Origin of the sequence: Thalassotalea sp. ND16A, from assembly GCF_000764205.1 — a bacterium.
Taxonomy (GTDB): Bacteria; Pseudomonadota; Gammaproteobacteria; order Enterobacterales; family Alteromonadaceae; genus Thalassotalea_A.
In genome coordinates this window covers 1-23,841 of sequence record NZ_JQDZ01000017.1, presented here as the reverse complement: position 1 = coordinate 23,841, position 23,841 = coordinate 1, and the positions used below count along the sequence as shown (strand labels likewise).

At 42.3% G+C, this 23,841-nt stretch carries 22 protein-coding genes; 12 read left to right on the top strand and 10 right to left on the bottom strand.

Features of this window, described 5'->3' with window-relative positions; all coding sequences use genetic code 11:
• Window positions 1–46 precede the first annotated feature (46 nt).
• On the bottom strand, window positions 47–1,330 hold the full coding sequence (locus tag ND16A_RS15655; protein WP_033076295.1) for an MFS transporter: 1,284 nt from the start codon (window positions 1,328–1,330) through the stop codon (window positions 47–49).
• A gap of 323 nt (window positions 1,331–1,653) precedes the next feature.
• Between ND16A_RS15655 and ND16A_RS15660 the strand changes: the two genes are divergently transcribed.
• Window positions 1,654–2,448: an alpha/beta fold hydrolase gene (locus ND16A_RS15660; protein WP_033076294.1), complete on the top strand. Its 795-nt coding sequence runs from the start codon at window positions 1,654–1,656 to the stop codon at window positions 2,446–2,448.
• 102 nt (window positions 2,449–2,550) lie between these two features.
• Here the strand turns inward: ND16A_RS15660 and ND16A_RS15665 are convergent, their stop codons facing one another.
• Both ND16A_RS15665 and ND16A_RS15670 read right to left on the bottom strand, forming a co-directional pair.
• Window positions 2,551–3,366, bottom strand: coding sequence for a DUF2884 family protein (locus ND16A_RS15665; protein ID WP_033076293.1), 816 nt, complete (start codon window positions 3,364–3,366; stop codon window positions 2,551–2,553).
• Window positions 3,367–3,567: 201 nt separating this feature from the next.
• Window positions 3,568–4,851, bottom strand: coding sequence for a CinA family nicotinamide mononucleotide deamidase-related protein (locus ND16A_RS15670; RefSeq protein ID WP_033076292.1), 1,284 nt, complete (start codon window positions 4,849–4,851; stop codon window positions 3,568–3,570).
• 165 nt (window positions 4,852–5,016) lie between these two features.
• Here ND16A_RS15670 and ND16A_RS15675 point away from each other — a divergent pair, with 165 nt between their 5' ends.
• The 3 genes from ND16A_RS15675 to ND16A_RS15685 all read left to right on the top strand — a co-directional run bounded on the left by ND16A_RS15675 (window position 5,017) and on the right by ND16A_RS15685 (window position 7,017).
• The gene (locus tag ND16A_RS15675; protein WP_033076291.1) at window positions 5,017–5,802 is read left to right on the top strand and encodes a DUF4097 family beta strand repeat-containing protein; all 786 of its coding nucleotides are present in this window, start codon (window positions 5,017–5,019) and stop codon (window positions 5,800–5,802) included.
• 282 nt (window positions 5,803–6,084) lie between these two features.
• Window positions 6,085–6,747 (top strand): alpha/beta hydrolase, encoded by a 663-nt coding sequence (locus tag ND16A_RS15680; protein WP_033076290.1) that lies wholly within the window; start codon window positions 6,085–6,087, stop codon window positions 6,745–6,747.
• Window positions 6,748–6,771: 24 nt separating this feature from the next.
• Window positions 6,772–7,017: a DUF2960 domain-containing protein gene (locus ND16A_RS15685; RefSeq protein WP_033076289.1), complete on the top strand. Its 246-nt coding sequence runs from the start codon at window positions 6,772–6,774 to the stop codon at window positions 7,015–7,017.
• A 304-nt stretch (window positions 7,018–7,321) separates the two neighbouring features.
• On the opposite strand, the gene ND16A_RS15690 is transcribed toward ND16A_RS15685, so the two are convergent.
• The 4 genes from ND16A_RS15690 to tal all read right to left on the bottom strand — a co-directional run bounded on the left by ND16A_RS15690 (window position 7,322) and on the right by tal (window position 10,603).
• Window positions 7,322–8,395 (bottom strand): ketoacyl-ACP synthase III, encoded by a 1,074-nt coding sequence (locus ND16A_RS15690; protein ID WP_033076288.1) that lies wholly within the window; start codon window positions 8,393–8,395, stop codon window positions 7,322–7,324.
• A 71-nt stretch (window positions 8,396–8,466) separates the two neighbouring features.
• On the bottom strand, window positions 8,467–9,120 hold the full coding sequence (gene trhA / locus ND16A_RS15695) for a PAQR family membrane homeostasis protein TrhA (protein WP_033076287.1): 654 nt from the start codon (window positions 9,118–9,120) through the stop codon (window positions 8,467–8,469).
• A gap of 200 nt (window positions 9,121–9,320) precedes the next feature.
• The gene (locus tag ND16A_RS20930; protein WP_152593786.1) at window positions 9,321–9,488 is read right to left on the bottom strand and encodes a DUF3545 family protein; all 168 of its coding nucleotides are present in this window, start codon (window positions 9,486–9,488) and stop codon (window positions 9,321–9,323) included.
• Window positions 9,489–9,649: 161 nt separating this feature from the next.
• Window positions 9,650–10,603 carry a transaldolase gene (gene tal, locus ND16A_RS15700; RefSeq protein WP_033076286.1) on the bottom strand — a complete coding sequence of 318 codons (954 nt, stop codon included), beginning with the start codon at window positions 10,601–10,603 and terminating at the stop codon, window positions 9,650–9,652.
• A 258-nt stretch (window positions 10,604–10,861) separates the two neighbouring features.
• On the opposite strand from tal, the gene yaaA reads away from it, so the two are divergent.
• The 4 genes from yaaA (at window position 10,862) to ND16A_RS15720 (ending at window position 14,811) form a co-directional block, all read left to right on the top strand.
• The gene (gene yaaA, locus ND16A_RS15705; RefSeq protein WP_033076285.1) at window positions 10,862–11,635 is read left to right on the top strand and encodes a peroxide stress protein YaaA; all 774 of its coding nucleotides are present in this window, start codon (window positions 10,862–10,864) and stop codon (window positions 11,633–11,635) included.
• Between the two features lie 78 nt (window positions 11,636–11,713).
• Window positions 11,714–12,232 (top strand): TIGR03546 family protein, encoded by a 519-nt coding sequence (locus tag ND16A_RS15710; RefSeq protein ID WP_033076284.1) that lies wholly within the window; start codon window positions 11,714–11,716, stop codon window positions 12,230–12,232.
• Window positions 12,232–14,019, top strand: coding sequence for a TIGR03545 family protein (locus ND16A_RS15715; RefSeq protein ID WP_033076283.1), 1,788 nt, complete (start codon window positions 12,232–12,234; stop codon window positions 14,017–14,019). The genes ND16A_RS15710 and ND16A_RS15715 overlap by 1 nt, the downstream gene beginning before the upstream one ends.
• A 3-nt stretch (window positions 14,020–14,022) precedes the next feature.
• Window positions 14,023–14,811 carry a tetratricopeptide repeat protein gene (locus ND16A_RS15720; protein WP_033076282.1) on the top strand — a complete coding sequence of 263 codons (789 nt, stop codon included), beginning with the start codon at window positions 14,023–14,025 and terminating at the stop codon, window positions 14,809–14,811.
• A 37-nt stretch (window positions 14,812–14,848) separates the two neighbouring features.
• Here ND16A_RS15720 and ND16A_RS15725 read toward each other — a convergent pair whose 3' ends face one another.
• The 3 genes from ND16A_RS15725 to fldB form a co-directional block, all read right to left on the bottom strand.
• Complete coding sequence (locus tag ND16A_RS15725) at window positions 14,849–15,877, bottom strand: S1C family serine protease (RefSeq protein WP_033076281.1); 1,029 nt, start codon at window positions 15,875–15,877, stop codon at window positions 14,849–14,851.
• A 226-nt stretch (window positions 15,878–16,103) separates the two neighbouring features.
• Window positions 16,104–17,372: an ATP-dependent RNA helicase SrmB gene (srmB, locus tag ND16A_RS15730; RefSeq protein ID WP_033076280.1), complete on the bottom strand. Its 1,269-nt coding sequence runs from the start codon at window positions 17,370–17,372 to the stop codon at window positions 16,104–16,106.
• Window positions 17,373–17,492: 120 nt separating this feature from the next.
• Window positions 17,493–18,014: a flavodoxin FldB gene (gene fldB, locus ND16A_RS15735; RefSeq protein ID WP_033076279.1), complete on the bottom strand. Its 522-nt coding sequence runs from the start codon at window positions 18,012–18,014 to the stop codon at window positions 17,493–17,495.
• 266 nt (window positions 18,015–18,280) lie between these two features.
• On the opposite strand from fldB, the gene dsbC reads away from it, so the two are divergent.
• The 4 genes from dsbC (at window position 18,281) to lysS (ending at window position 23,654) form a co-directional block, all read left to right on the top strand.
• Window positions 18,281–19,015 carry a bifunctional protein-disulfide isomerase/oxidoreductase DsbC gene (gene dsbC, locus ND16A_RS15740; protein WP_033076278.1) on the top strand — a complete coding sequence of 245 codons (735 nt, stop codon included), beginning with the start codon at window positions 18,281–18,283 and terminating at the stop codon, window positions 19,013–19,015.
• A gap of 123 nt (window positions 19,016–19,138) precedes the next feature.
• Entirely contained in the window at window positions 19,139–20,860 is a 1,722-nt protein-coding gene (gene recJ, locus ND16A_RS15745; protein WP_033076277.1) for a single-stranded-DNA-specific exonuclease RecJ, read from the top strand.
• A 109-nt stretch (window positions 20,861–20,969) separates the two neighbouring features.
• A protein-coding gene (gene prfB / locus ND16A_RS15750; RefSeq protein WP_200880800.1) for a peptide chain release factor 2 occupies window positions 20,970–22,068 on the top strand; the annotation gives its coding sequence in 2 pieces (ribosomal slippage) (window positions 20,970–21,044 and window positions 21,046–22,068; 1,098 coding nt in all).
• A 47-nt stretch (window positions 22,069–22,115) separates the two neighbouring features.
• A complete protein-coding gene (gene lysS / locus ND16A_RS15755) occupies window positions 22,116–23,654 on the top strand; it encodes a lysine--tRNA ligase (protein ID WP_033076276.1) in 1,539 nt (512 codons plus the stop codon).
• Window positions 23,655–23,841: the final 187 nt, after the last annotated feature.

Here is a 23,841-nt window from a genome sequence, read left to right as displayed (position 1 = left end):
CCATCAACATGATTAAAGGCTGCTGCTGAATGCAGCCTTGTTCATATTATGGTGAAGCTGATTTCACTCGTTTCGCCAAGGTGTACGCCACAATAAATCCCAGTGCAGACAAACTCCCTAGTAATAAAAATAGCTGGTTAAATCCGTCAATGCCCGGGGCGGAGTCGATAATTCGTCCGGCGACGGGGGCAAAAAAGATATCCGGGGTAAACCCTATCACTGAAATTACCCCAACCGCCGTTCCGGTTAACTGGCCCGACAGTTTGCTTTCTTCCAACAGGGCGAAATACACGCCGCGAATGGCAAACACCAATAAAAAGGTCAGCAGCAAGTTCATTTCAATAATGAAGCTAGGGTTTGCTGAATCCGGCTCGAGCAATGAGAAAAGCAAATAACACCCCGATAACAGCACAAAGCCCCACGAGATCACTCTGCCAGCACCTAATTTGTCGGCAATAATGCCTGCGGTTATTGCCGCTATGGGTCTCAGGTAAGAGGCGTTAGCCACTAAGCGAGCAGAATCCAATTCATTGAAGCCAAGCACTGTGGTGGCGTAAAGGCCAAAATAATCCAGGCTTTTATAGGCGCAATAAGCGGCAAGGACAATGAGTGCCTGCAACCAAACCTTAGGTTGTCTTATTACCGCGAGAATGCCTTTAAGTGTGCTAAATTCACTTTCTACCTTGATAGCTTTATTTTTGTCAGAGTTGTCTGTTGGAATGGCAAAGAAAACCAGCATGGCGGCAAACAAGGTCATCGATGAATAAAACGTGATCACCGCTTTTAGTGCGCTTGTCTGCTGGGCGGCAGTCATTACCGCAGTATTGGTCGGCAACAGCATAGTCAATATCAATACGGCAATCGATGCGACCCCGGCAGCAACTAAGCCCCGACCGCCATCGAGAATACCAAACGCTCTGCCTTGGCTGGTTTCACCGCCCCATTGCCGTGTGACTTTAATCATCGACGCCCAAAATAGAAGTATTGTGGTCACGCCCCAATAGGCAAACAACAGGGTAAGGCCGTTATGGTTGGGAATTTGCACAAAATAGACACCGCCAAGCGCCGTGGCAAATAACGAAAAACTCATTAATCGACGTCCAGAAAACCGATCGGCTATCGCTCCGCCGGGAAAATAAGCCAACATCGCCAAAATCCCATAAAGACCAAAGATATCCCCTAGTTGTGTATTGGTGATGCCGAACACATCAAGTAGAGTTGGTCGAAAAAATCGCGCCACATGAAAGGGCAAACTGAAAATAATTTCACCCGCAAAAACAATGCTGAAAATGATTAATAAACGCCGCTGTAAGCCTATGTTTTGATTCATCAATTTTCCAAGTTGCTGCGGTTAGTATTTATTTTTCATGTCACTAAAGAATATGAAATGATTACATCTACAATGCTAATCAGGCATAAAAATGTCAACATGTTATGTTCGATTAACCGGATTTGATAGGGCAGAACAGACTAACCATAGATCTGCAGTTTAGCTATTTCAAATAATTGTCATAAAAGACGAGCGTATTTTTATTACATCGCACAATCAATAATGTTAGGCTAGTAACGCTAGCTGTTTGTTACATATAGCTTACGTTCTGTACTTATTAAACCTATTAACATTTTCCATTATTTAATCCAGAAGAGTAGTAAATGGCTCCATCCCTGTTATTCCACAAAACCTATATCAACCCGAACAGCAATGATTGGGTCGTTTTTGTGCACGGCGCCGGCGGCAGTTCTTCTATTTGGTTTAAACAAATTAAAGAATATAAAAAGCACTTTAATCTGCTGCTTATTGATTTGCGCGGCCATGGTCGTTCAAGCGCCGTTACATTTAAAGAGATGTGGAAAAATGGTTACACTTTCAAAGATGTATCTTTAGATATTCTGAAAGTATTGGATCATTTGAAAATTAAAGGTGCGCATTTTGTCGGTATTTCATTAGGCACGATATTAATTCAAAAGCTTGCTGAGTTAGCCCCAGACAGGGTTAAATCTATGGTGCTTGGTGGTGCGGTAACACGTTTCGATTTTCGCTCAAATTCGTTAGTGAAAATAGGTGGTTTTTTTAAGCACGTGATGCCTTACATGTGGTTGTATCGCTTATTTGCCTTTATCTTAATGCCGCAAAAAGGCCAGGCACAATCAAGAAATATGTTCATTAAAGATGCCAAAAAACTGTGCCAAAAAGAATTTAAACGTTGGTTTAAACTGGCCAGTGATGTCAATCCGTTAATGAAGTTTTACCAACAACATGACATTAACACGCCTACCTTGTACTTGATGGGTGAAAATGACTATATGTTTCTTGACCCGGCAAAAGAAATGGCGGCTCAACATGAGAGTTGTCAAATTTTAGAGTTGGCCGATTGTGGTCATGTTTGTAATGTTGAAAAGAGTGCTGAGTTTAATAAACATTCCATCGATTTTATTAAAAGTAACTGACGCATAACCTGCATGAGGTTTAAGAAAAAATTTAGCCAATAAAAAACCTGCGTCAGCAGGTTTTATGTTTTCATCGAAAAGTGCTTTAACTGTTTTAATAAACTAATCAGCACTAACCGTTAGTAAGTTAAATTTAGCAAGTTCGTCAACGCTAGCGGTTAATTCATCTTCCAATTGATCTAATTCTTTTAGGTTGCTGCATAATTGTTCCGCTTGCAAACCAATTTGTTCGGCTTTGGCTTCCACCGCAACTTCTATGTCTTCACCCATACGTTCCATGCGCTCACCAAAGGCTTCCATTTTTTGATCAAAGTCACCTTCTTCATTACTCATCGCGCTGCCAACAGCAATTAATAAATTACCCACCGAACTCGACACTAGTTCTTCAATCTCGCCTTCAAGTTCATCTTCAATAAATTGATCAAATTCATCAAAGTCTTGTTGCGCTAAATAATAGTTGCCATCGGTTTCATTGAAACGAGTATCTACTTTTTCTCTAATTTCACTAAATACTTGCGCAAGCCGGTCATGGTTATCGCTGTTTTCACCATTCAAGCCATTCATTACCTGCGTAAGGGCGTCAAAAGCAATGTCGATAGCATCGTTCGCCAGGTTAACGACTTCAGGTACTTGTTGATTAATTTGTTCTGAGTATTCGCTCACCAGGGCTTGTTGTCTGTCGGTTAACGTTACTTGTTTGCCCTCAACAAAGAGTTGTTGATGGTCATTAATTTGTACGTAAGTTTCATCGTCATTTACAAAACGAATGTTATTTTTTTCCACGACAATGCCGTAGTTGACATCGACCGAACAGTTATCACTGCTAAAAGAATAGTTGCCATCATGATCATCATGAGCAAATGCGGTACCGCTTAATAACAATGCAGAAGCGACAGTGCTTATCATTAATTTTTTCATTTTGAGATCCCATTACGTTATTAATTTTTTACTTATCATTGCTGTATAGAAAGCAAAAAACTAGCCATGTAGTGAATATCTATATAAATCAATCGATTACATAAAGTTGTTGGCGTTACTAATTATCATTGTTGTTGTTTTGACTAATAACCTTAGCGAATTTGACCAACTATTCATTATATATTGCCATTATCCGGATAATTATCTTTGCTGTTGTTGCCGTTCAATAACGTATTTGGGTTGGTCATTAAAATTTAATAGCAAACGGCGGATTAAATCTAAGCCAGTATTGGCGATAAAGGTTTGAAAATGATTACGATGCGACGGGAAATATAATCTTTGCGTACGAACGTTTGCCTTATCCCCCCAGGCAAGCCATACGGTACCAACCGGTTTCTCTTTTGTGCCACCATCAGGTCCTGCTATGCCAGATACGGCAATGCCATAATCGGCACCGCTCACTTGTAATGCCCCTTTTACCATTTCAATCACTACCGCTTCACTTACCGCACCGTGTTGGTTAAGGGTATCTTCACTGACCTGAGTCAGTTTTGTTTTCATCTTATTTGAATAGGTAACAAAGCCAGCGTTGAAAACATTTGATGAACCGGCAATGCCAGTCAGTAAAGAAGCTATTATGCCGCCAGTACAAGATTCAGCCGTAGTAATGGTTTTGTTGTTTTCAGTTAATAACTCAACCACTTTTCCTGCCATTGAATTACCATTTTCGCTGACAATGTGCTGGCCCAAGAGTTGTTTTAAATTTTGATAGCACTCCTCTCTTAATGTCGATGAGGTGTGGCTTCTGCTGGTGAGTTTAATTTCAAGCAAGGGCGAACCGGCGCGAAAGCCCAGTTCGATTTCTTCTGGCCAATTGGGATATTGCTCATCTACCATTTTCTGTAAGCCAGACTCTCCCAAGCCAAATACCTGCATTTTTTGCGTAACCGTTTGCAACTCATCAGGGAGTGTTTTGGCAATGCCGGGTAGAATTTGTTCACGCAACATCGCTTTTAATTCAGCCGGCACACCCGGAGTACAGATAATTTGGCAATCATTGTGGTTCATCGCAAACCCTGGGGCACTGCCTAGAGGGTTAAAAACAACGTCACAACCTGCTGGCAGCACTGCTTGCTTCATGTTGGGACCGGTCAGTTTATAACTTCTTCTTTGACACCATAGTTTCAACTGTTCAAGGGCGGTTGGATGAATGGTTAATTCTTTACCGGTTACTTTCGCTAACGCCTGGGCGGTCATATCATCTACCGTAGGGCCCAGGCCGCCGTTAACAATCAGGATGTCGGCATATTGACTTAATTGCTGCATTTCATTGATTAACAGCTTAATATCGTCGCCTACGGTGACTTTGCGAGTGAGTTCAATGCCCAGGTTTTTTAATTCTCTGGCAATAAAGACTGAGTTGGTATCGATAATGTCGCCACTCATTAATTCGTTACCGGTTAATAATAATTGCACATTTAACATCAAAGTCGTGGCCTATTTATTTGCATGCTCTTGCCAGCTATCATAACGTTAAAATAATGAATGAGAATGATTTTTTAAAATAAATTTAAATTCGTTTAAACCTTTTGCCTTTTTGCTGCATCATAACTAACAAATAAAATGAATTACTCGCTGTAAGGAAAGAACATGACAACGCTAAACTCTAATTTTTTAAGAAAAGCCGCATTAGCTCCGGCATTAACATTTGCGACACTACTGGCATTTAATGCGCAGGCAAGCATTCACGATACGGTGGAAAAAAGTTTCGATATGAGCGGCAAAGGCCAATTGATGCTGGACAATGTTAATGGCGATGTAACGATTGAATCCTGGGATAAAAAAGTAGTACAAGTGACTGCAGATATCACCGCCGAAGATCAAGAGGCAAGAGATCGCGTACAAATTAAAATGAAGCAAAGCGGCAATCGCATTACCGTTGAAACCGACTATGAGGAAAATCATGGTGGCTGGGGCCATAACTCTGGTGGTGGCAGTGTCGATTATACCATTATGGTACCGGCGAATATTGATTTACGTGAAATTGATGTGGTTAATGGTTCGCTAACCGTGGTTAATGTTTCGGGCGAATTGAACGCCGATGTGGTAAATGGCTCGGTAGAGGCTTCAGGCTTAGCATCTGATGTAGAAGTAGAGTCGGTTAACGGCGCGGTCGAGTTAACGTTTGCCGATTCGGCGAAAAACATTGATATTGAAACCGAAACGGTTAATGGCAGCATTCGTTTACACCTACCGGCAAACTTTGGTGCCAAAGTAACCGCAGAAACGGGTAATGGTTCAATCAAAACCGATTACGGTATTCAAGGGGTGAAAGGACGCTACTATGGTAATGACATGAAAGGTACCATCGGAGATGGCAGCAGCGATATCAATTTAGAAAGCGTAAATGGCTCAATTAAACTTTTGAAAAAGTAAAATACACTTACTCGATAAAAACTGATATTTTAAAAATATCGGTTTTTTTTTGCGAGAATAAAATATCGCCAATCCACCCGGCAGGCAGGATGCCTTTGATTTAAGCTTCTAGCAACGAGCTTCTAGCTACGGGCTGTGTATTTGATGAATTCACCTATCGCGTAACAATTCCAACTCTGCCCGAAGCTCGTAGCCAGAAGCCATTAAATATGAGCAGATATTTGATTAACTTGGTATCGAACCTTGATATAATGCCTGCATTGTTATTGATTAGATGAAAAAATGAATTATTTAAATTGTGTGGAAGTTGAGCCTAAACAACAGGCGACGGCAAGTGTTATTTGGTTGCATGGCTTAGGTGCCGATGGCCATGATTTTGAACCTATAGTACCGGCACTGCAATTGCCTGATTATTTGCCGGTGCGTTTCGTATTCCCTCACTCTCCGAAAATAGCGGTTACCATCAATGGCGGCATGGTTATGCCGGCGTGGTACGACATATTGGACATGAGCATTGAACGCAAGGTCGATAGCAAACAATTACTGGCCTCGGCTAAATCGGTACAAGATTTGATTGAACGCGAGATCTCACGTGGCATCGCCAGTGAGCGAATTATTGTGGCCGGCTTTTCGCAAGGTGGCGCCGTGGGGTATCAGGCCGCGTTAAGTTTTGATAAACCACTGGCGGGTTTACTGGCAATGTCGACCTATTTTGCGACCCAAGATAGTATTGCCATACATCAAAGCAATAGTTCAATAAATGTAGCGGTAATGCATGGTACGCAAGATCCCGTGGTCAGCCCGGTATTAGGTGAGCAAGCAATGAGTGCGTTACAAGCAAAAGGCTTTAGCCCAAGCTATCAAACCTACCCAATGCAACATGCGGTATGTGCTGAGCAAGTCGCAGATATTTCGGCTTGGCTACAACAACGTTTAATTGGATAGAAATTCGTAAGAATAGGAATAGTTATGGCAAGAGTAGTAACGTATAAGTTTAACGGGGTAACGAAAACCATACCTTTCTCGTTCTCACGTTTTCACGATATGTATGAAGCGGCTGCGGCGGCTGAAGGTGTTGATATTAAAAATTTTTTGGCAATGGAACAGCAACTTGAATTAACATCACGCGGGCAGGGCATCGTCAAAAACTTCCGTCAAAAAGAGTTTGCCCGCATGGGATTTTCTGACATTGCTTTTGTCAGAGAGGAAGAGTAAGAAAGGCTTCTGGCTTCTGGCTACGAGCTACTGGCAGATCGGTTGGGTAATTAAATCTGATTTATATAAATAGATAGAGTTTGTGCCTGAAGGTTTTTATCTAAACAGATTTCCCGAAGCCCGAAGGTTAGAGTTTGAGCCTGAAGGTTTTATATGTGCGGGCTGCCCGTTGCCAATAGCCCGCAGCCAATTGCCTATGATTAGAATTTGTACCGGAATTATTTCCAATTACGCGGGCTGCCAGTAGCTAGTAGCCCGCTGGTCGTAGCTTTTCTTGCTAGTAGCCCGCTGCGCGCAGCTTATCTTACTTTTGCAAACAATGGTTAATGGCAACCGATAATAACTCTTTTGCACTTTGCTCGCATTGTTGTTCTTGCTGAGTGTAGTCATTTACCGCAGTAACGCGCTCACCCCATTTGATATAGCCCGCGCCCCAGGTTAACCCGGCACCAAAAGCCGCAGACATGATATTATCTCCGGCTTTTATTTTATCTTGTTCTAAAGCTTCGCATAAGGCAATTGGCACCGTAGCGGCAGAGGTATTGCCATAATGTTGAATGTTAACCATACATTGCTCATCGCTTAATTTTAATTTGTGCTGCAAGGTTTCGATAATGCGCAAATTGGCCTGGTGGGGAACCAGCAAATCAACATCGCTGACCGACAAATTAGCATTAGCCATAACGGTTTCCGTGGCTTTGCCCATGCCGCGAACAGCCCGTTTGAAAATATCTTGTCCTAAAAAATCAATTTGTAAGGCTCCGGGCGGATTTTCATAACGATCCATATCGGTACCAAAGTTACTGATACTTAATATTTCTCGAGACTTTGAATCGCAACCGAGTTTCGCTTCAAGCAGACCGCATTCTTTATCTGTTGCTTCTAACACCATGGCGCCTGCGCCATCACCAAATAATACCGCGGTGTCACGCAATGACCAGTTAACGAACCAGCTCATTCTCTCGGCGCCAATCACTAATGCCTTTTTAACCATGCCCGTACGAATTTGTGCGGTAGCATTTTGCAACGCATATAAGAAGCCGGTACAGGCCGAACTTAAATCAAAGCAGGCGCTGTTGTTGGTGCCTAATAACTGTTGTACTTTCGACGCGGTGTTTGGCACTAAAGTATCGGGTGTACAGGTTGCCACTATGATCAAATCAATATCGTCGGCTACAATTCCGGCTCTCGCCAATGCTTGCTGACCTGCCAATGCTGCCATATGAGCGGTGTTGATGTGAGAGATGCGACGTTCTTTAATGCCGGTACGTGATGAAATCCACTCATCACTGGTGTCAATAAAGGTGGCTAAGTCATCATTGCTTAGTTTGGCTGGTGGAGTATATTTTCCCCAGCCGGTAATGTCAGCGTATTGCATGGTATTTCCTGAAGTAGAACTGATGGCAAGATCAGCGCAGTAAAAAATAGGGTTAGAGTATTATTATCAGTTTATTCGATAACGTAAATATAAATTGCTAAAAAGTGGCAAATACTGCCAGCGAGTACAAACACATGCCAAATCGCATGGTTGAATGGAATGTTTTTGAAGGCATAAAAAACCGCCCCTAAACTGTAGGCTGCACCACCAGAGGCTAATAAAATAAGGCCGCCGGTGGCGACATTGGCAATCATTTGCGGCGCCGCAATAATAATTAACCAGCCCATTGCCAGGTAAGTAAACAGTGAAACTTTCGGGAAGCGTTGTTTATACACTAACTTAAAATAAATACCGACTATCGCCATGGTCCAAACAACAGACAAAATTGAATAACCCCATGCGCCTTTTAAACTGATCAACATAAATGGCGTATAGGTACCTGCTATCAATAAGTAAATGGCACAATGATCAACTAGCTTTAACACTTTTTTCGCTGATGCATGGGTAATGGCGTGATACAGAGTCGATGCTAAAAACAGCACCACCATGCTGGTACCATAGATAATGGCACTGGTGAGTTCAAAGGCGTCGTTAGCAACAATTATCATCAAGGTTAGCGCCGCAACACTTAACAATGCCCCCAGCCCATGGGTGATCGAGTTCACTAATTCTTCAACGAATGAGTAGCCTTGAGAGATTTTTTGCTTAATTACCTGCGTTGCCATAATGCTATTGTCTTTTTGTCACTGTCAGTGATAAGGGATTTCAACTAGTATGACCAGTTGAGGGGGGAATTACAAACTTTAAATTGTACGATAATTAACCGTTGGCTGGCAATGCCACTCAGTGGTTTACATTTTCGGGCAATAAAAAGCCCCGTGATTGCGGGGCTTTCGTTGTAAGTTTTGTGGTTCTACTTATCCGTTTAGTACTCTTCGAGCAGATGCTCAAATGAACCGTTAAAAAACTCTATTTCTTTTTCTAGTTCTAGTCTTTCTTTAAGTTGCTCAATCTCACGCCATTTACGTTTTTGTTTCGTTTTGGCCTTCGACTTACCTTCAATTAACTCCACTAAACTATCAATTGGATCCATGTTAAAGCTCCTTATTATTTTTACAACGCCCTCTTTTAATAACACAGCGAATTACAAAATGAAACACTTTGAATACAAAATAATAAGAAAAAAGTCGCGCTTGGCGACTTTTTGTACACTTGTTACGTTTTGACCGTTAAAGCAACATAAGTTGCGGTAATTTAAAACAAACTGGCGAGTTTTTCTTCAAGTTTGATCTGGTCGGCGGTAAAACCGCGGATGCCTTCGGCCAGTTTTTCCGTTGCCATCGCGTCTTCGTTCATCTGCCAGCGGAAAGCTTGCTCTGTTAATGGCGTAGGGCGTGCTGTGGTGACTTCGCCTTTCACCAGTTTTTGGCTAACCGATTCGCTACTCTGCTCGAGCTCGGCGAGTAATTGCGGGCTAATCGTCAGACGATCACAACCGGCAAGCGCTAAAATTTCTTCTTTATTTCGGAAACTTGCGCCCATCACTATGGTTTTATAATCAAATTTTTTGTAGTAATTATAAATACTGGTGACTGACACTACCCCCGGGTCTTCATCCGCTGGATAGCTGTCTTTGCCGGAGCTTTTTTTGTACCAATCTAAAATTCGGCCGACAAATGGAGAAATTAAAAATACTCCGGCTTCGGCACAGGCCTGCGCCTGAGAAAAACTAAACAATAGCGTCAGGTTACAGTTAATGCCTTTCGCTTCCAGAATTTCTGCTGCTCTGATACCTTCCCAGGTAGAAGCCATTTTAATTAATATCCGGTCATTACTGATGCCGGCGTCATTGTATAAAGCAATTAATTTTTCGGCTTTGGCAACTGTGCTTGTTATATCAAACGACAACCGTGAGTCGACTTCGGTAGAAATTCTACCGGGAATTACCTTTAAAATTTCCAGGCCAATCAATACCGATAATTTATCTCCGGCATCGAGAATTTGTTGCTCTGCATTATCGGACTGTTGTTTTGCCCAACGGACTGCTTCCGCAAGTAATGGTTGATAACTGTCAATGCTGGTGGCTTTTAATAACAGCGATGGGTTGGTGGTTGCATCAATTGGTTGATATTGTCCGATCGCACCCACATCACCGGTATCGGCAACGACTGTGGTCATGGCTTTTAATTGAGATAATTGCGAGGTCATAAGTCACCTAATGTAATAAATTCAAGGAAAAAAAATGTAATATAATTTCAGAAAAAGACAGTTTTGTTGCAAGGTTAAGCGACGATAAGTGTTTTCCTAACCTTATTTGTAACAAAATAACCAGATATGGCAAGGGCTAAATTACTATTTAGAGTAAATAATCCATTTTAATCGGCATTATTGTCAAATTCGCTATTAAAATTCTGCCTGTTAACATGATATAGTTTTGCTTATGTTAAATAATTTCTGCGTATTATCATGCTAATAGTTGTATCCCCTGCTAAAAATTTAGATTTCGAATCCGATCTCGCCACCACTGAGTATAGTCAACCTGAATTGTTGGACCATAGTGAACAATTGATCAAACGTTGTTTAAAACTAACACCGGCGGATCTGTCTTCGTTAATGGGAATAAGCGATAAGCTGGCAGGCTTAAATGCTGCCCGTTTTGCTGACTGGAGCATGCCCTTTACCGTCAAGAATGCCCGGCAAGCAGTATTGGCATTTAATGGTGATGTTTATACCGGTCTGGATGCAAAAACATTGAGTGAGCAAGACTTTAGTTTTGCCCAACAACATTTAAGAATACTGTCTGGCTTGTATGGGTTGTTGAAGCCTCTTGATTTGATGCAAGCGTATCGGTTAGAAATGGGCACTAAGCTTGATAATAACCGCGGCGCGAATTTGTACCAGTTCTGGGGCAACGTTATCACCGATAAACTTAACCAAACGCTGCAAGCGCAAGGCGACGACGTGCTGATCAATTTAGCATCAACGGAATATTTCAAGTCGGTGAAAAAGAAAGAATTAAATGCCACGATCATTACTCCAGCATTTAAAGACTGGAAAAACGGTCAATATAAAATGATCAGCTTTTTTGCCAAAAAAGCTCGCGGTTTAATGGCTCGATACATCATTGAGAATCAACTTAATGATGTTGAACAAATTAAGCAATTTGATGCCGCTGGCTATGGATATAATGACGAGTTATCAACGCCATCTGTGCCAGTGTTTACTCGCAAAGAAATTTAACTTTAGCGGCGGCAATAATTTCCTCAAAAAAACAGCTATCATTTGCGCTACGGTATAAAGAAAATATAAGGAGTTATTTTGTTAACCTTACTGGCTAAATTATTAAAAGCATTAAATTCGGAAAGCTCGCCTCGGCAAATTGCCCTGGCGATTGCTTTGGCTATGATCATCGGGCTTACCCCGACGCTAAGTTTGCATAACGTATTGGTGCTATTAACCGCTTTTGTGCTACGAGTAAACTTGAGTGCATTCTTTGCTGCTATTGCTGCATTTAGTCTCTTAGCATTAGGCTTAACCTCTATTTTTGCCAGTGTTGGTGAGAGTTTGTTAACCAATGCCAATTTAGCCGGGTTTTGGCAGGGCTTATACCAGTTTGAATTATTAAAACTGGCGCATTTTCATCATACCTTAACCTTGGGCGCTTTCATTTGTGCGCTTATAAGCTTCATCCCCATGCTGTTTTTAAGTCAATACCTGGTGGTTAGGTATCGCCATCATCTGAAGGCTTTCATCGAACGTTTTAAAATAGTGCAAGCATTAAAAGCATCAAAGTTTTATCGTTTGTATCTAAAAATATCTGACAAGGGAGCGGTCTAATGGCTAAGTATTTTCGCTGGCAGGGACTGTTAGGTTTTGTTGCCACCATAACCGTTATCGCGGCATTACTCTTTATTCTCGCGCCGAGTATTGCCAAAGTAGGCCTGGAAAAAGGTATTGCCTGGTATTCGGGTGCAGAAGTGAACATTGATGATGTGGACATCAATTGGTCACCCTTGGTGTTAACAATTAATCACCTGCAAATTACCGATAATGAAAATCCAAGCCATAATGTCGTCGCTTTCGATAAGGCGAGTGCCGGTATTGATTTTGCCCAATACCTGTTTGGCAACCTACTGATCGAAGAATTAACCATTACCGGTATTCGCATTGATCAAGAGCGAGACACTGTGGGCGAAGTGTATCGCGATGCCAATACCTCAATTACCGACGAAACCGTGCAGTCACTTGAACAGCAAATGCCATCTATTGAAAACCAATTGCCAGAGATAAATGATATTTTAAATGACTCAAACCTGTTAACGGTAAAGGCAGGTCAACAGCTCGAGCTAACTTATCAGCAAGAAAAGCAAAAACTCAACCTGTTAAAAGCGCAGTTGCCCAGTAAGCAAGCCATTAGCGAATATCAGGCGAAAGTGAAGCAACTTAGCAAAAGTAAAGTGAAGTCGGTTGACGATCTTAGCCGTTTAAAGCAAGAACTCGAAGTGTTAAAAAAACAGTTTAAACAAGATCAAACCCTGGTTAAAAGCGCAAAACTACAGCTTAAAGAAAGTAGAGATAATATTGCCAAAGCGGTTACCGCGGTGAAAACTGCGCCGAAACAGGACTGGCAACAATTAAAATCAAAATATCAATTAGACAAAGTCGATAATGCCGACTTTGCCCATATACTATTCGGTGAAAATGCTCGTCAATATTATCAGCAAGCGGAAAGTTTTTATCTGCGCATCAAACCTTTTATTGAATCGAGTAACCGCGAGAACGCAGCAGAGCAAGGGCAACGTCAACAGAGTCTGGCCAGTGGTCGATTCGTGCAATTTATTGATGAAAACCCTTTACCGCCATGGTTAATAAAACAGGCCTATTTTCAACTGACATTAGCAGAAGGTAGTTTTGAATTTCAATTGAGTGAATTAACGAGTGAACATTGGCATCGAAACCAACCAACCCTGGTCAAGGTAAATACGACTAAATTGTTAGCTGGTGGCGAGGCTGAATTATCGGCGAGAGTATTTAACAATAATGAAAATATTCGCGCTCAAGGTGACTGGCAGTTTATGCAGATCCCGGTAAAAGATGCAAAACTCAGAGAGCAGGATAATTTATCTTTAGCTATGGCGAGTGCCGAAGTCGCCGGCGTGGGCCAGTTTTCTTTTATTGATTCTGTGATCGATAGTGCCAACGAATTTAACATCAGCAACGCCAGGTACACCGGCGCATCTACCTCTTCAATTGGCCGTGCTTTGCTTGGAGCAATTGATGGCGTTGAGCAATTTTCATTAAGCGTTGGCATCGCAGGGCAAATCCACTCGCCAAGTTACCAGGTAAAGTCTGATCTCGATAATGTCATCAGTAATGCTATTGCGGCGCAGTTGCAACAGAAAGTGACTACTTTTCAGCGAAAATTACAATCGGGGTTAAAACAGAAAGTGAGCCAGACATTGGCAATGGATAAAACTCAGGCCGCTGAACTTGGCGATATAGAAACGCTATTGAATGACACCGACAAGGCCTTGAAAAAATTGATGAAATCGAAAATAGCTGACAGCAAAAAGAAAGATCTGGAAGATAAATTAAAGGAAAAACTTGGCAAGTTATTTGGTTAATCAATGAAGTTAAATATTTTGAAAAATGCTGATAGCTCACAACAATCAAAAGTGCTCGTTAGCGCAGGTTTTTTGTTGCTAATTATCATCGTTTGGCAAGCTTTTAGTTATGTGAATAACCAACAAACACTTGCCTATCAGCATATATCTACCCCGAAGCTGAATGATGTTTATGTTATTAATAGCGAGGTGTTAAATAATCAGTCACGACTTCGGGAAAAGTACCTGATCACTCAGGTAAGCGCCGTTGAAGATGACAAGGTAAGCCTACGGGTGAGTAACTTTTTATTTCTTCGGGTAAGAGATGCTATCCAGAGTATCCGTTCGGATAAATTTCTTACCCAAAATTATTTCTCTGCTACCCCGCTGGTGATGCCACGCACTAGACTGCAGCAATTGTATCTTGATGACGGCATCGATGACGTTGGTCGCTCAACTGATGGCATGCATTTGTACGGTGGGGTTATTATCGGTAAGGCGGTCAAGAAAAAAAGAACGGTCCGCCTTGGTAGTCAGGACAACCAAGTGGCTATCGCGTATTATCAGGGCAGTATGGGTTATGAAAAGGATTGGCGCGAAGCCTTTCGCTTATTTAAGCAAGCAGCGGAAAAAGGTCATCCCTATGCACAGCTGAATTTAGCCAATATGTATAAAGATGGCGAGGGGGTAGCAAAAGATTTACAACTGGCAATATTCTGGTACGAAAAAGCCAGTTTGCAACAGGTAACGGCTGCTAAATATGAGTATTTACGACTTTGTCAGCAGTTAGTTGAGTGTACAGAGTTACCATAGTAGTAAGTAAATAACAGCTCTTAAAATAAACTTGGTATTATTCAACTTCCCAAAAAATTTCTTTTTTTACACCATTGCGTAAATACACAAAGGCAATTTTTTCGCCTTTTTTTGCATTGGCAAAGCGTTGCTTTATTTTTATCGCGGCAGGTAAGTCTTTGATCTTGATATTATCCACTTCAAGAATAATGTCGCCACCGAGCAATACCGGCGTTCTGCCGATCATCACATTTAAATAGCCCCCTTGAAAACCTAGTTTGTGAGCTAACGTTGCCGGGATAACGTGTTGTATTAGCATGCCATAACCATATTGGTTATTAATCGCTTTGGCCTGAACTTGATTCAGCAGGTGAGGGATAAAACCAACAAAAGCGCTCGGCTCTGAGGCAATGATATCGCGAACTGTATCAACAGAGACAACAAAACCAAGGCCATTGCTGCCTCCTGATTTTGACAAAATATGGCTAACGATGCCTATGATGTCACCGTCAAGGTTAAATAACGGTCCCCCTGAATTCCCCTGGTTAATTGCGGCATCGGTCTGTAACAGGCGTGGAGTAATATCGGTTCCGGGAATGGTTTCTCTATCACGTACTCCGCTGAGATAACCGACCGATAAACTATGACTCACGCCATAAGGGGCGCCAATGGCGATAACTTGCTCACCAATGGTATAATCACCGGCTTTGGCAAGTTTGAGCACTTGTACATTATCGGGCATTTTTCTTGCTCTGATCATTGCCAAGTCGATAAGGTTATCAACCCAAACCACATGACCGCTGGTTTTACTGCCATCGGCAAAAATCACCTCAATTTTTGTGGCTCTGCCAACGACATGTGCGGCAGTAAGGATCTGCCCGTCCTTACTTATGATTGCCCCTGAGCCCAGTGATTCACTCGTTGTCGACTTATAACTGACCTGACCAGGCTTTGGATTGGCGATAGCCGTTACATGTAATTCAACAACGCCATCATTGACAGTTTTAAAAAGCTGTTTAACCGAAGGGGCCGCAACAGCTGTGCAGGTAAGGATAAATAACATGCTCAGACAAAGAATACGTACCATAATTTTAATGTTCCTTTAATAATAAAGAATAATTAGATTCATCAACTGTAACTTAATTAATAGCTTCGGGCTACAGGGTTCGGGCTTCGGGCAGAGTGGGCATTGTTACACGGTAGGTGAATTCATCAAATCCACAGATCGTAGCCAGTAGCTCGTTGCTAGAAGCTTAATTAAGCCCTAAGCAAATCGCTTAGGGCTGGTATATGGATAGATGAAAAGTGAGCAATTAAGAGGCTAATTTTTTCTTGGCTTTTTTCGCTTTCTTGGCTTTTTTCGCCGCTTTTGCTTTTTTGCTTAAGCCCGCGCTTTTCTTTACCACTTTGGTTTTATTGCGCTTAACCGGCACCCGTGCTTCTTTAAATTTTGGTCTTAATTCGTCAATCACCCGGCGTTGTAAATGCTCTTCGGTAAAGCGCTCAATTTTAGCAATTGATGACATATCATGAGCTTCAACTAAAGAGATTGCTGTGCCTTTTTTACCGGCACGACCGGTACGGCCAATGCGGTGAACATAAATATCGGCTTTACGTGGCAGGTCAAAGTTGATCACATGGGTAATATCATCGATATCTAAACCGCGAGCGGCAACGTCGGTGGCAATCAAAATATTTACCGTGCCATTTTTTACTCTCTTTACCGCGTTATTGCGTTTATCTTGCGGCATTTCGCCTTCAAGCCAAACATTGCGCAATTCTTCACTTTGTAACGAACCAGCAAGCATTTGCACGGTTTCACGTTTATTGGCAAAGACTACCGCACGTCTTACTTCTTCTTGCTTAAGAATATGAATTAACTGCTTAAGCTTGTGCTCTCTGTCATCGGAAATGTGGATCCATTGATGAGTTTTGGCTTTTTCTTTACGCGAGGGATCAGCCTCGACAAACACCGGCTCGTTTAATAGATCTTTAGAGAAACGGATAATGCCAGCACCGGCTAACGTTGCCGATAACAACAAGGTTTGTTTACGCCATCTGGCTTCGCCGGCAATACGGTTAATGCTGTCAGAAAACCCCATATCCAACATACGATCGGCTTCATCGAGCACGAGAATTTCAATTTCCCGAGCATCAAACTGTTCATTATCAATATATTCGAGCAAACGTCCTGGCGTGGCAATGAGCATATCGGTGGTTTGCGTTAAAATTTCTTTGTGTGATCCGTAGTTGACGCCACCAGTGATCAGGCCGATTTTAATCTCGGTATGAGCCGTTAATAACTCTGCTTGTTGATGAATTTGCGTCGCCAATTCACGCGTAGGGGCCAACACTAAGACTCTTGGGTAGCCTGGTTTAGTACGGGGGTAGTCCAATAAATGTTGCGCACAAGGTAAAATAAATGCCGCGGTTTTACCGGTTCCGGTTGGCGCTGATGCCAACACATCTTTACCGGCCATTGCCGCAGGTAATACTTTTTGTTGGATTGATGTTGGTTTTTTAAAACCGGCTTTAATGGTACCGGCAACCAGTTCATCATCAAGATCAAACTGTGTAAACATGGATTGATTTTACCTTAGAAATATATATTGATATGAAAGCCACTGCTTTCTTTGCGTATTATAGAGACTTAATTGCTTATTTACTAAACAAGTTTGCCATCGCTATGTATTTTTACTTTATTAGGCGATTAATTCACTGATTTCGTCAAGAACTTGTTCAGTCCACTGCTCAATGCGCTGCTCACTTAAGTTGTATTGAGTTTCATCATCGAGGGATAAACCGACAAAAAACTCGCCATCTTCGGTCAATGCTTTTGATGCTTCAAATTCATAACCTTCATTGGGCCAGTAACCGATAACATTGGCACCTTGTGGGATGATTTGATCGTGCAGCATACCCAGGGCATCCTGAAACCATTGGCCATAACCAACCTGGTCGCCCAAACCAAACAAGGCAACAATTTTGCCATTTAACCTAAGTGAGCTGATATCGTCCCAACTCGACTCCCAGTCTTCTTGCAGTTCACCAAAATCCCAGGTTGAGATGCCAAATATGATGATATCAAATTGCTCACAATCGGATAATGGCACGTCTTTGATGTTGTATAGTTCAACCAAATCTGCGCCGAGTGAGACCTGAATTTTTTCGGCCGCCATTTCGGTATAACAAGTTGTTGAGCCATAAAACAAGGCAATTTTCATGATACTGCAGAACCTATGATTAAATTTGCCGCGATTCTAGCAGATTTCAACCATGGAACTCAAAGTAATAATGGCATTGCTGAACTATAATTAGTTAATGAAATGTAAAAATACGGCGATTAGGGTAAAAGTGTGGTCAAGCTGAGCGGTTTCACTTGCATTTGCGCCAAGAACTGAGTAATTTTATTCGCCTTATCTCGGTCTCATCCAATTCGAAAGATATTTTTCGTAAATGAGTTACCAAAATGGTCTTAGGAATACAGAATATGATGAAAAAATTCATTGCCATCGTTGCCGCAACAGCGATGTTAATAGCAATGCCTGCTACGTCAAATGAAGACAATACGGCGAAAATTAAAGCGAACCTGGAAAAACTAGGGCTACAAGCAGAGTCTGTGCAACCGTCCAAAATGGATAATTTGTACGAAGTAATAACTAACCAGGGGCTATTTTATACCAGCGCCGATGGTGATTTTTTGATTCAAGGGAAAGTTTATCAAATTACTGATGAGGGTATCAGTAGCTTAACCGAGGAAAGCTTAGCGAAAGTTCGTATTGAAGGTATGCAAACATTCTCGGATTCGATGATAGTGTTTCCGGCCAAGGATGAAAAATACCAAATGACCGTATTTACCGATTTAACTTGTGGCTACTGCCGTAAATTACACCAACAAATTGATCAATATAATGATTTAGGCATTACCGTTCGGTATTTAGCATTTCCTCGTGGTGGTTTGGCGAGTCAGTCATACACTGACATTCGCAGTGTATGGTGTAGTGATGATCAGCAGTCGGCAATGACACAAGCCAAGGGCGGGATAAAAGTTGAGCAGAAAGTGTGTGCGTTACCGGTAGCCGAACAATACGATTTTGGCCGTAAAGTTGGCGTTTCAGGTACTCCGGCCATCATTCTCAATGATGGTAATATGGTACCTGGTTATAAAACACCGCAACAAATGCAACAAATTTTACAGTCTAGTTCGATCAATAAAGCGGGTTAATTGTAGCGATAACGGCTGTGTAGCAAATCAAAAAAATTAAACAAGGCGCCGATTCGGCGCCTTGTTTCTATCCACTGCCTTTTACGGTACACTTTTCATTTCTGCCCTGAATTACTGACTCTTATGGACAAGCAAATTTGTCGCCGTGAAACGGTTGATTGCTCAACACTGCCTACGCACCTACACCCTATTTTAAAGCAAATTTATGCCAGTCGAGGGGTGAAAAGTGAATCCGAATTATTGCAAACTGCTGATCAAATGCACAAACCGGGCGAGCTGCTCGGACTAGACCAAGCTTGTGCATTGCTGTTTACCGCAATAAAACAAAATAAGCGCATTATTGTGGTTGGCGATTTTGATGCCGATGGTGCTACCAGTTCGGCATTGATGATGCAGGGGTTAAGTTTACTCGGCTCCGATAATCATGACTTTATTGTGCCCAACCGTTTTGAATACGGTTATGGGTTGACTCCTGAAATCAGTGAAATTGCGGTGCAACAAGGTGCCGAAGTGATCGTTACCGTGGATAACGGCATAAGTTGCATCAAAGGTGTCGCCAAGGCAAAAGAATTGGGTTGTATTGTGGTCGTTACCGATCATCATTTACCCGGTGAACACTTGCCCGATGCCGATGCGATTGTCAATCCTAACCAACGAGGCTGTAGCTTTCCCAGCAAGGCGCTTGCCGGCGTTGGGGTAGCCTTTTATTTAATGGCAGCACTAAGACAAACGATGCGTCAGCAAGAGTGGTTTACCAGCAAAGGAATAACTGAGCCGAATATGGCACAGTTACTCGATTTGGTCGCGTTGGGCACGGTTGCCGACGTGGTAAGTCTGGATAAAAATAATCGCATTTTGGTAACGCAGGGAATTAAGCGCATTCGAGCCGGAGCAACCAGACCGGGGATTCAGGCACTGATTGAAATTGCTGGCAAAAATCAGCAGAAGCTGGTGGCCAGTGATTTTGGCTTTGGTCTGGGGCCGAGGTTAAATGCCGCGGGCAGGCTCGATGACATGGGCTTAGGAATACAATGTTTACTGGAAACGGATTTGTATAAAGCCAGATTAATGGCGGCCGAGCTTGACTCACTCAATAAAACCCGACGTGAAATTGAGCACGGCATGCAAGTGGAAGCTGAGCAGGTATTGAACAGCCTTAATTTCAATCAAGCTAACTTACCTTCGTCTATCGCGCTTTATCAAAGTGACTGGCATCAAGGGGTGATTGGCATTGTCGCCGGTAGGTTAAAAGAAAAATTTCATCGGCCCACGATAGTTTTTGCCGATGGTAGCAATGGCGAAATTAAAGGTTCGGCTCGTTCGATTTCGGGTTTGCATATTCGCGATTTGTTAGAGCACATTGATTCACAATATCCGGGGCTGATCTTAAAGTTTGGCGGCCATGCGATGGCAGCCGGCTTATCGATAAAGGTGGAGGATTTTCAACAGTTTCAGCGTTTGTTTGAGCAGTATGCCAATAAATGGCTAAGTGCTGAGATGCTAGACAATAAAATTTTATCTGATGGCGAATTATCAACCGATGCCTTTACTCTTGAATTCGCGCAATTACTGAGAGAATCAGGGCCATGGGGGCAAAGTTTTGCTGAGCCAGTATTTGATAATCATTTTAAAATTATTCAACAACGCATTGTTGGTGAAAAACATCTGAAATTAATGGTTCAAATTGATGACTTAGCTATTGACGCCATTGCTTTTAATGTAGACACCAGCATTTGGCCCAATCACAAATGTGAAACAGTACATTTGGCTTATAAACTCGACATAAATGAATTTCGTGGCAAGCAAACGGTTCAGCTTTTGGTTGATCATATTGTCGCTGGGTAAAATCAGTCGATTAAAAAACATAAAGATAGCGCTCTGCTCTTTTATGTAGGACGTTATTACGCTACAATGCGCGACTATTTTTCTAAGTTTTTGAGCTGAGTTTTTATTGATGTTTGAAGTCAATCCTTTACATAACCAAATCAAAGACATTCGCGAACGCACCAGTGTGCTTCGGGGGTACCTTTGACTATGACCAAAAAGCTGAACGCTTAACTGAAGTTAATCGTGAGTTAGAGCTTCCAGATGTTTGGAACGAACCTGAGCGGGCGCAAGCACTTGGCAAAGAACGTTCATCATTAGAGCTTATCGTAAAAACTATCGACGATATGGATAGTGGTTGTGAAGATGCCAGTGGTTTAATTGAATTAGCTGTCGAAGAAGAAGACGAAGAAACATTAAATGAAGCTCAAGCCGAAATTGATGGCTTAGAAGCGCAGTTGGCAAAACTTGAATTTCGTCGCATGTTTTCTGGCCCGCAAGATGCGAACAGTTGTTATCTTGATATTCAATCTGGCTCTGGCGGCACTGAAGCACAAGATTGGGCACAAATGATCCAGCGTATGTTTTTACGTTGGGGCGATGCCCACGGCTATAAGCCTGAAGTTTTAGAAGAAACCGATGGTGATGTGGCCGGAATCAAAGGTTGTACTATTAAGTTTTCGGGTGAATATGCCTATGGTTGGTTAAAAACCGAAACCGGGGTACACCGTTTAGTGCGCAAATCGCCATTTGATTCGAGCGGTAAGCGTCATACCTCGTTTGCATCAGCATTTATTTACCCTGAAATAGACGATAATATTGAAATAGATATAAATCCAGCTGATTTACGCATTGATACGTTTAGAGCATCTGGAGCTGGTGGTCAGCATGTTAACAAAACAGACTCGGCCATCCGTATAACTCACATTCCAACGAATGCCGTAGTGCAGTGTCAAAGCGATCGCTCGCAGCATAAAAACCGAGCGCAAGCAATGAAGCTATTAAAAGCTAAACTGTATGAATTAGAAATGCAAAAACAAAACGAAGATAAGCAAATGCTCGAAGATGGCAAGTCTGACATCGGCTGGGGCAGCCAAATTCGTTCTTACGTGCTAGATGATAGCCGTATAAAAGATTTACGGACCGGCGTTGAATCACGCAATACACAAGCAGTGCTAGACGGTGGTTTAGATCCATTTATTGAAGCCAGTTTGAAGTTTGGTTTATAAACTTCAAATTTGGCCTTTAAACAAGCAAGATAACCTGAGACATAAACATGACAGAACAAGCTAAAGACGAAAACAAGTTAATCGCCGAACGTCGCGGTAAACTCGATAACATTCGTGCAAACTGCCCAGCTAATGGCCACCCAAATGATTTTAATCGTGAGCATTACGCTGCCGATATTCAAGCTGAGCATGGTGAAAAAACCAAAGAAGAGCTAGAAGAGTTACAAGTAACTTATGCTGTTGCTGGTCGTGTTATGGCTAAACGTGGTCCATTTTTAGTTTTACAAGACATGTCAGGCCGTATTCAGGCCTATGCTGAAAAAGCGGTACAAAAAGATATTAAAGCACGTTGGGGTTTATTAGATATTGGTGACATTATTGGTGTTAAAGGTATTCTGCATAAATCCGGTAAAGGTGATTTGTATGTGAATATGGAAGAATATTCATTATTAACCAAATCATTGCGCCCGTTACCAGAGAAATTCCATGGCTTGTCTGATCAAGAAATGAAATATCGTCAGCGTTACGTTGATTTAATTATCAACCAGGATACGCGCGATACCTTTCAGGTTCGTTCAGAAATTGTCAGTGGCATTCGTAACTTCCTGGCAAAACGCAACTTCATGGAAGTGGAAACGCCGATGTTACAGGTGATCCCGGGTGGCGCTACGGCAAAACCATTCGAAACCTTCCACAATGCCTTAGACATCGACATGTTTTTACGTATCGCGCCAGAGCTTTACTTGAAACGTTTGGTAGTCGGCGGCTTTGAGCGCGTTTTCGAAATTAACCGTAACTTTAGAAACGAAGGTTTATCGACTCGTCATAATCCAGAATTCACCATGATTGAGTTCTATCAGGCTTATGCCACCTATGAAGATTTAATGAACTTGACCGAAGAAATGTTACGTACTCTTGCGCAAGATGTTATGGGTACTACGGTCATTCGTAATACCGTGAAAAACTCTGACGGCGAAGTGGTAGAAGAGAAATTTTACGATTTTGGCCAACCATTTGAACGTTTATCGATGATGGATGCCATCACTAAACATGCGCCACAGTTAGATGCCGAAGTGATTAACGATCCAGAAGGTCGTTTTGCAGAGTTACGCGCCATTGCCAAACAAGTTGGCGTGAAAGAGCCTGAAGGTAAAAACGTTTGGGGTCCGGGCAAGTACCTTTGTGAGATCTTTGAAGAAGTTGCTGAGCATATGCTTGACCAACCAACGTTCATCACTGCCTACCCTTGGGAAGTCTCTCCACTGGCACGTCGTAATGATGATAATGCCTTTATCACCGACAGATTCGAATTTTTCGTTGGTGGCCGTGAACTCGCCAATGGGTTCTCTGAGCTGAACGATGCCGAAGATCAAGCCGCACGCTTTAAGCAGCAAGTGCAAGAAAAAGATGCCGGCGATGATGAAGCAATGCACTTTGATGAAGATTACATCACCGCGCTTGAGTATGGCTTACCGCCAACTGCTGGTGAAGGGATTGGTATCGATAGATTGGTAATGCTATTTACCGATTCACCAACCATTAAAGACGTAATTTTATTCCCGCACATGCGTCCTGTTGCCGAATAACCGTACTCGGTTATCAATAAAAAAACCTCGCTCTGCGAGGTTTTTTTTACCCGGTTGGCGGGGTTTCAACCTGAAGGATCCCCACAAGTTTAATCTCACGTTTCATTAACTAATTCAGTTAGAGCGAGCCTAAGTTCGCTCTTCGTTAGTCGATATTGCCTTCCTTGGTGCTGCAATAATCTCAATG

Bases quoted from the DNA above. Each gene is read 5' to 3' on its own strand.
- ND16A_RS15655 (WP_033076295.1), bottom strand. From the start codon at position 1,330: ATGAATCAAAACATAGGCTTACAGCGGCGTTTATTAATCATTTTCAGC.
- ND16A_RS15660 (WP_033076294.1), top strand. From the start codon at position 1,654: ATGGCTCCATCCCTGTTATTCCACAAAACCTATATCAACCCGAACAGC.
- ND16A_RS15665 (WP_033076293.1), bottom strand. From the start codon at position 3,366: ATGAAAAAATTAATGATAAGCACTGTCGCTTCTGCATTGTTATTAAGC.
- ND16A_RS15670 (WP_033076292.1), bottom strand. From the start codon at position 4,851: ATGTTAAATGTGCAATTATTATTAACCGGTAACGAATTAATGAGTGGC.
- ND16A_RS15675 (WP_033076291.1), top strand. From the start codon at position 5,017: ATGACAACGCTAAACTCTAATTTTTTAAGAAAAGCCGCATTAGCTCCG.
- ND16A_RS15680 (WP_033076290.1), top strand. From the start codon at position 6,085: ATGAATTATTTAAATTGTGTGGAAGTTGAGCCTAAACAACAGGCGACG.
- ND16A_RS15685 (WP_033076289.1), top strand. From the start codon at position 6,772: ATGGCAAGAGTAGTAACGTATAAGTTTAACGGGGTAACGAAAACCATA.
- ND16A_RS15690 (WP_033076288.1), bottom strand. From the start codon at position 8,395: ATGCAATACGCTGACATTACCGGCTGGGGAAAATATACTCCACCAGCC.
- trhA (WP_033076287.1), bottom strand. From the start codon at position 9,120: ATGGCAACGCAGGTAATTAAGCAAAAAATCTCTCAAGGCTACTCATTC.
- ND16A_RS20930 (WP_152593786.1), bottom strand. From the start codon at position 9,488: ATGGATCCAATTGATAGTTTAGTGGAGTTAATTGAAGGTAAGTCGAAG.
- tal (WP_033076286.1), bottom strand. From the start codon at position 10,603: ATGACCTCGCAATTATCTCAATTAAAAGCCATGACCACAGTCGTTGCC.
- yaaA (WP_033076285.1), top strand. From the start codon at position 10,862: ATGCTAATAGTTGTATCCCCTGCTAAAAATTTAGATTTCGAATCCGAT.
- ND16A_RS15715 (WP_033076283.1), top strand. From the start codon at position 12,232: ATGGCTAAGTATTTTCGCTGGCAGGGACTGTTAGGTTTTGTTGCCACC.
- ND16A_RS15720 (WP_033076282.1), top strand. From the start codon at position 14,023: ATGAAGTTAAATATTTTGAAAAATGCTGATAGCTCACAACAATCAAAA.
- ND16A_RS15725 (WP_033076281.1), bottom strand. From the start codon at position 15,877: ATGGTACGTATTCTTTGTCTGAGCATGTTATTTATCCTTACCTGCACA.
- srmB (WP_033076280.1), bottom strand. From the start codon at position 17,372: ATGTTTACACAGTTTGATCTTGATGATGAACTGGTTGCCGGTACCATT.
- fldB (WP_033076279.1), bottom strand. From the start codon at position 18,014: ATGAAAATTGCCTTGTTTTATGGCTCAACAACTTGTTATACCGAAATG.
- dsbC (WP_033076278.1), top strand. From the start codon at position 18,281: ATGATGAAAAAATTCATTGCCATCGTTGCCGCAACAGCGATGTTAATA.
- recJ (WP_033076277.1), top strand. From the start codon at position 19,139: ATGGACAAGCAAATTTGTCGCCGTGAAACGGTTGATTGCTCAACACTG.
- lysS (WP_033076276.1), top strand. From the start codon at position 22,116: ATGACAGAACAAGCTAAAGACGAAAACAAGTTAATCGCCGAACGTCGC.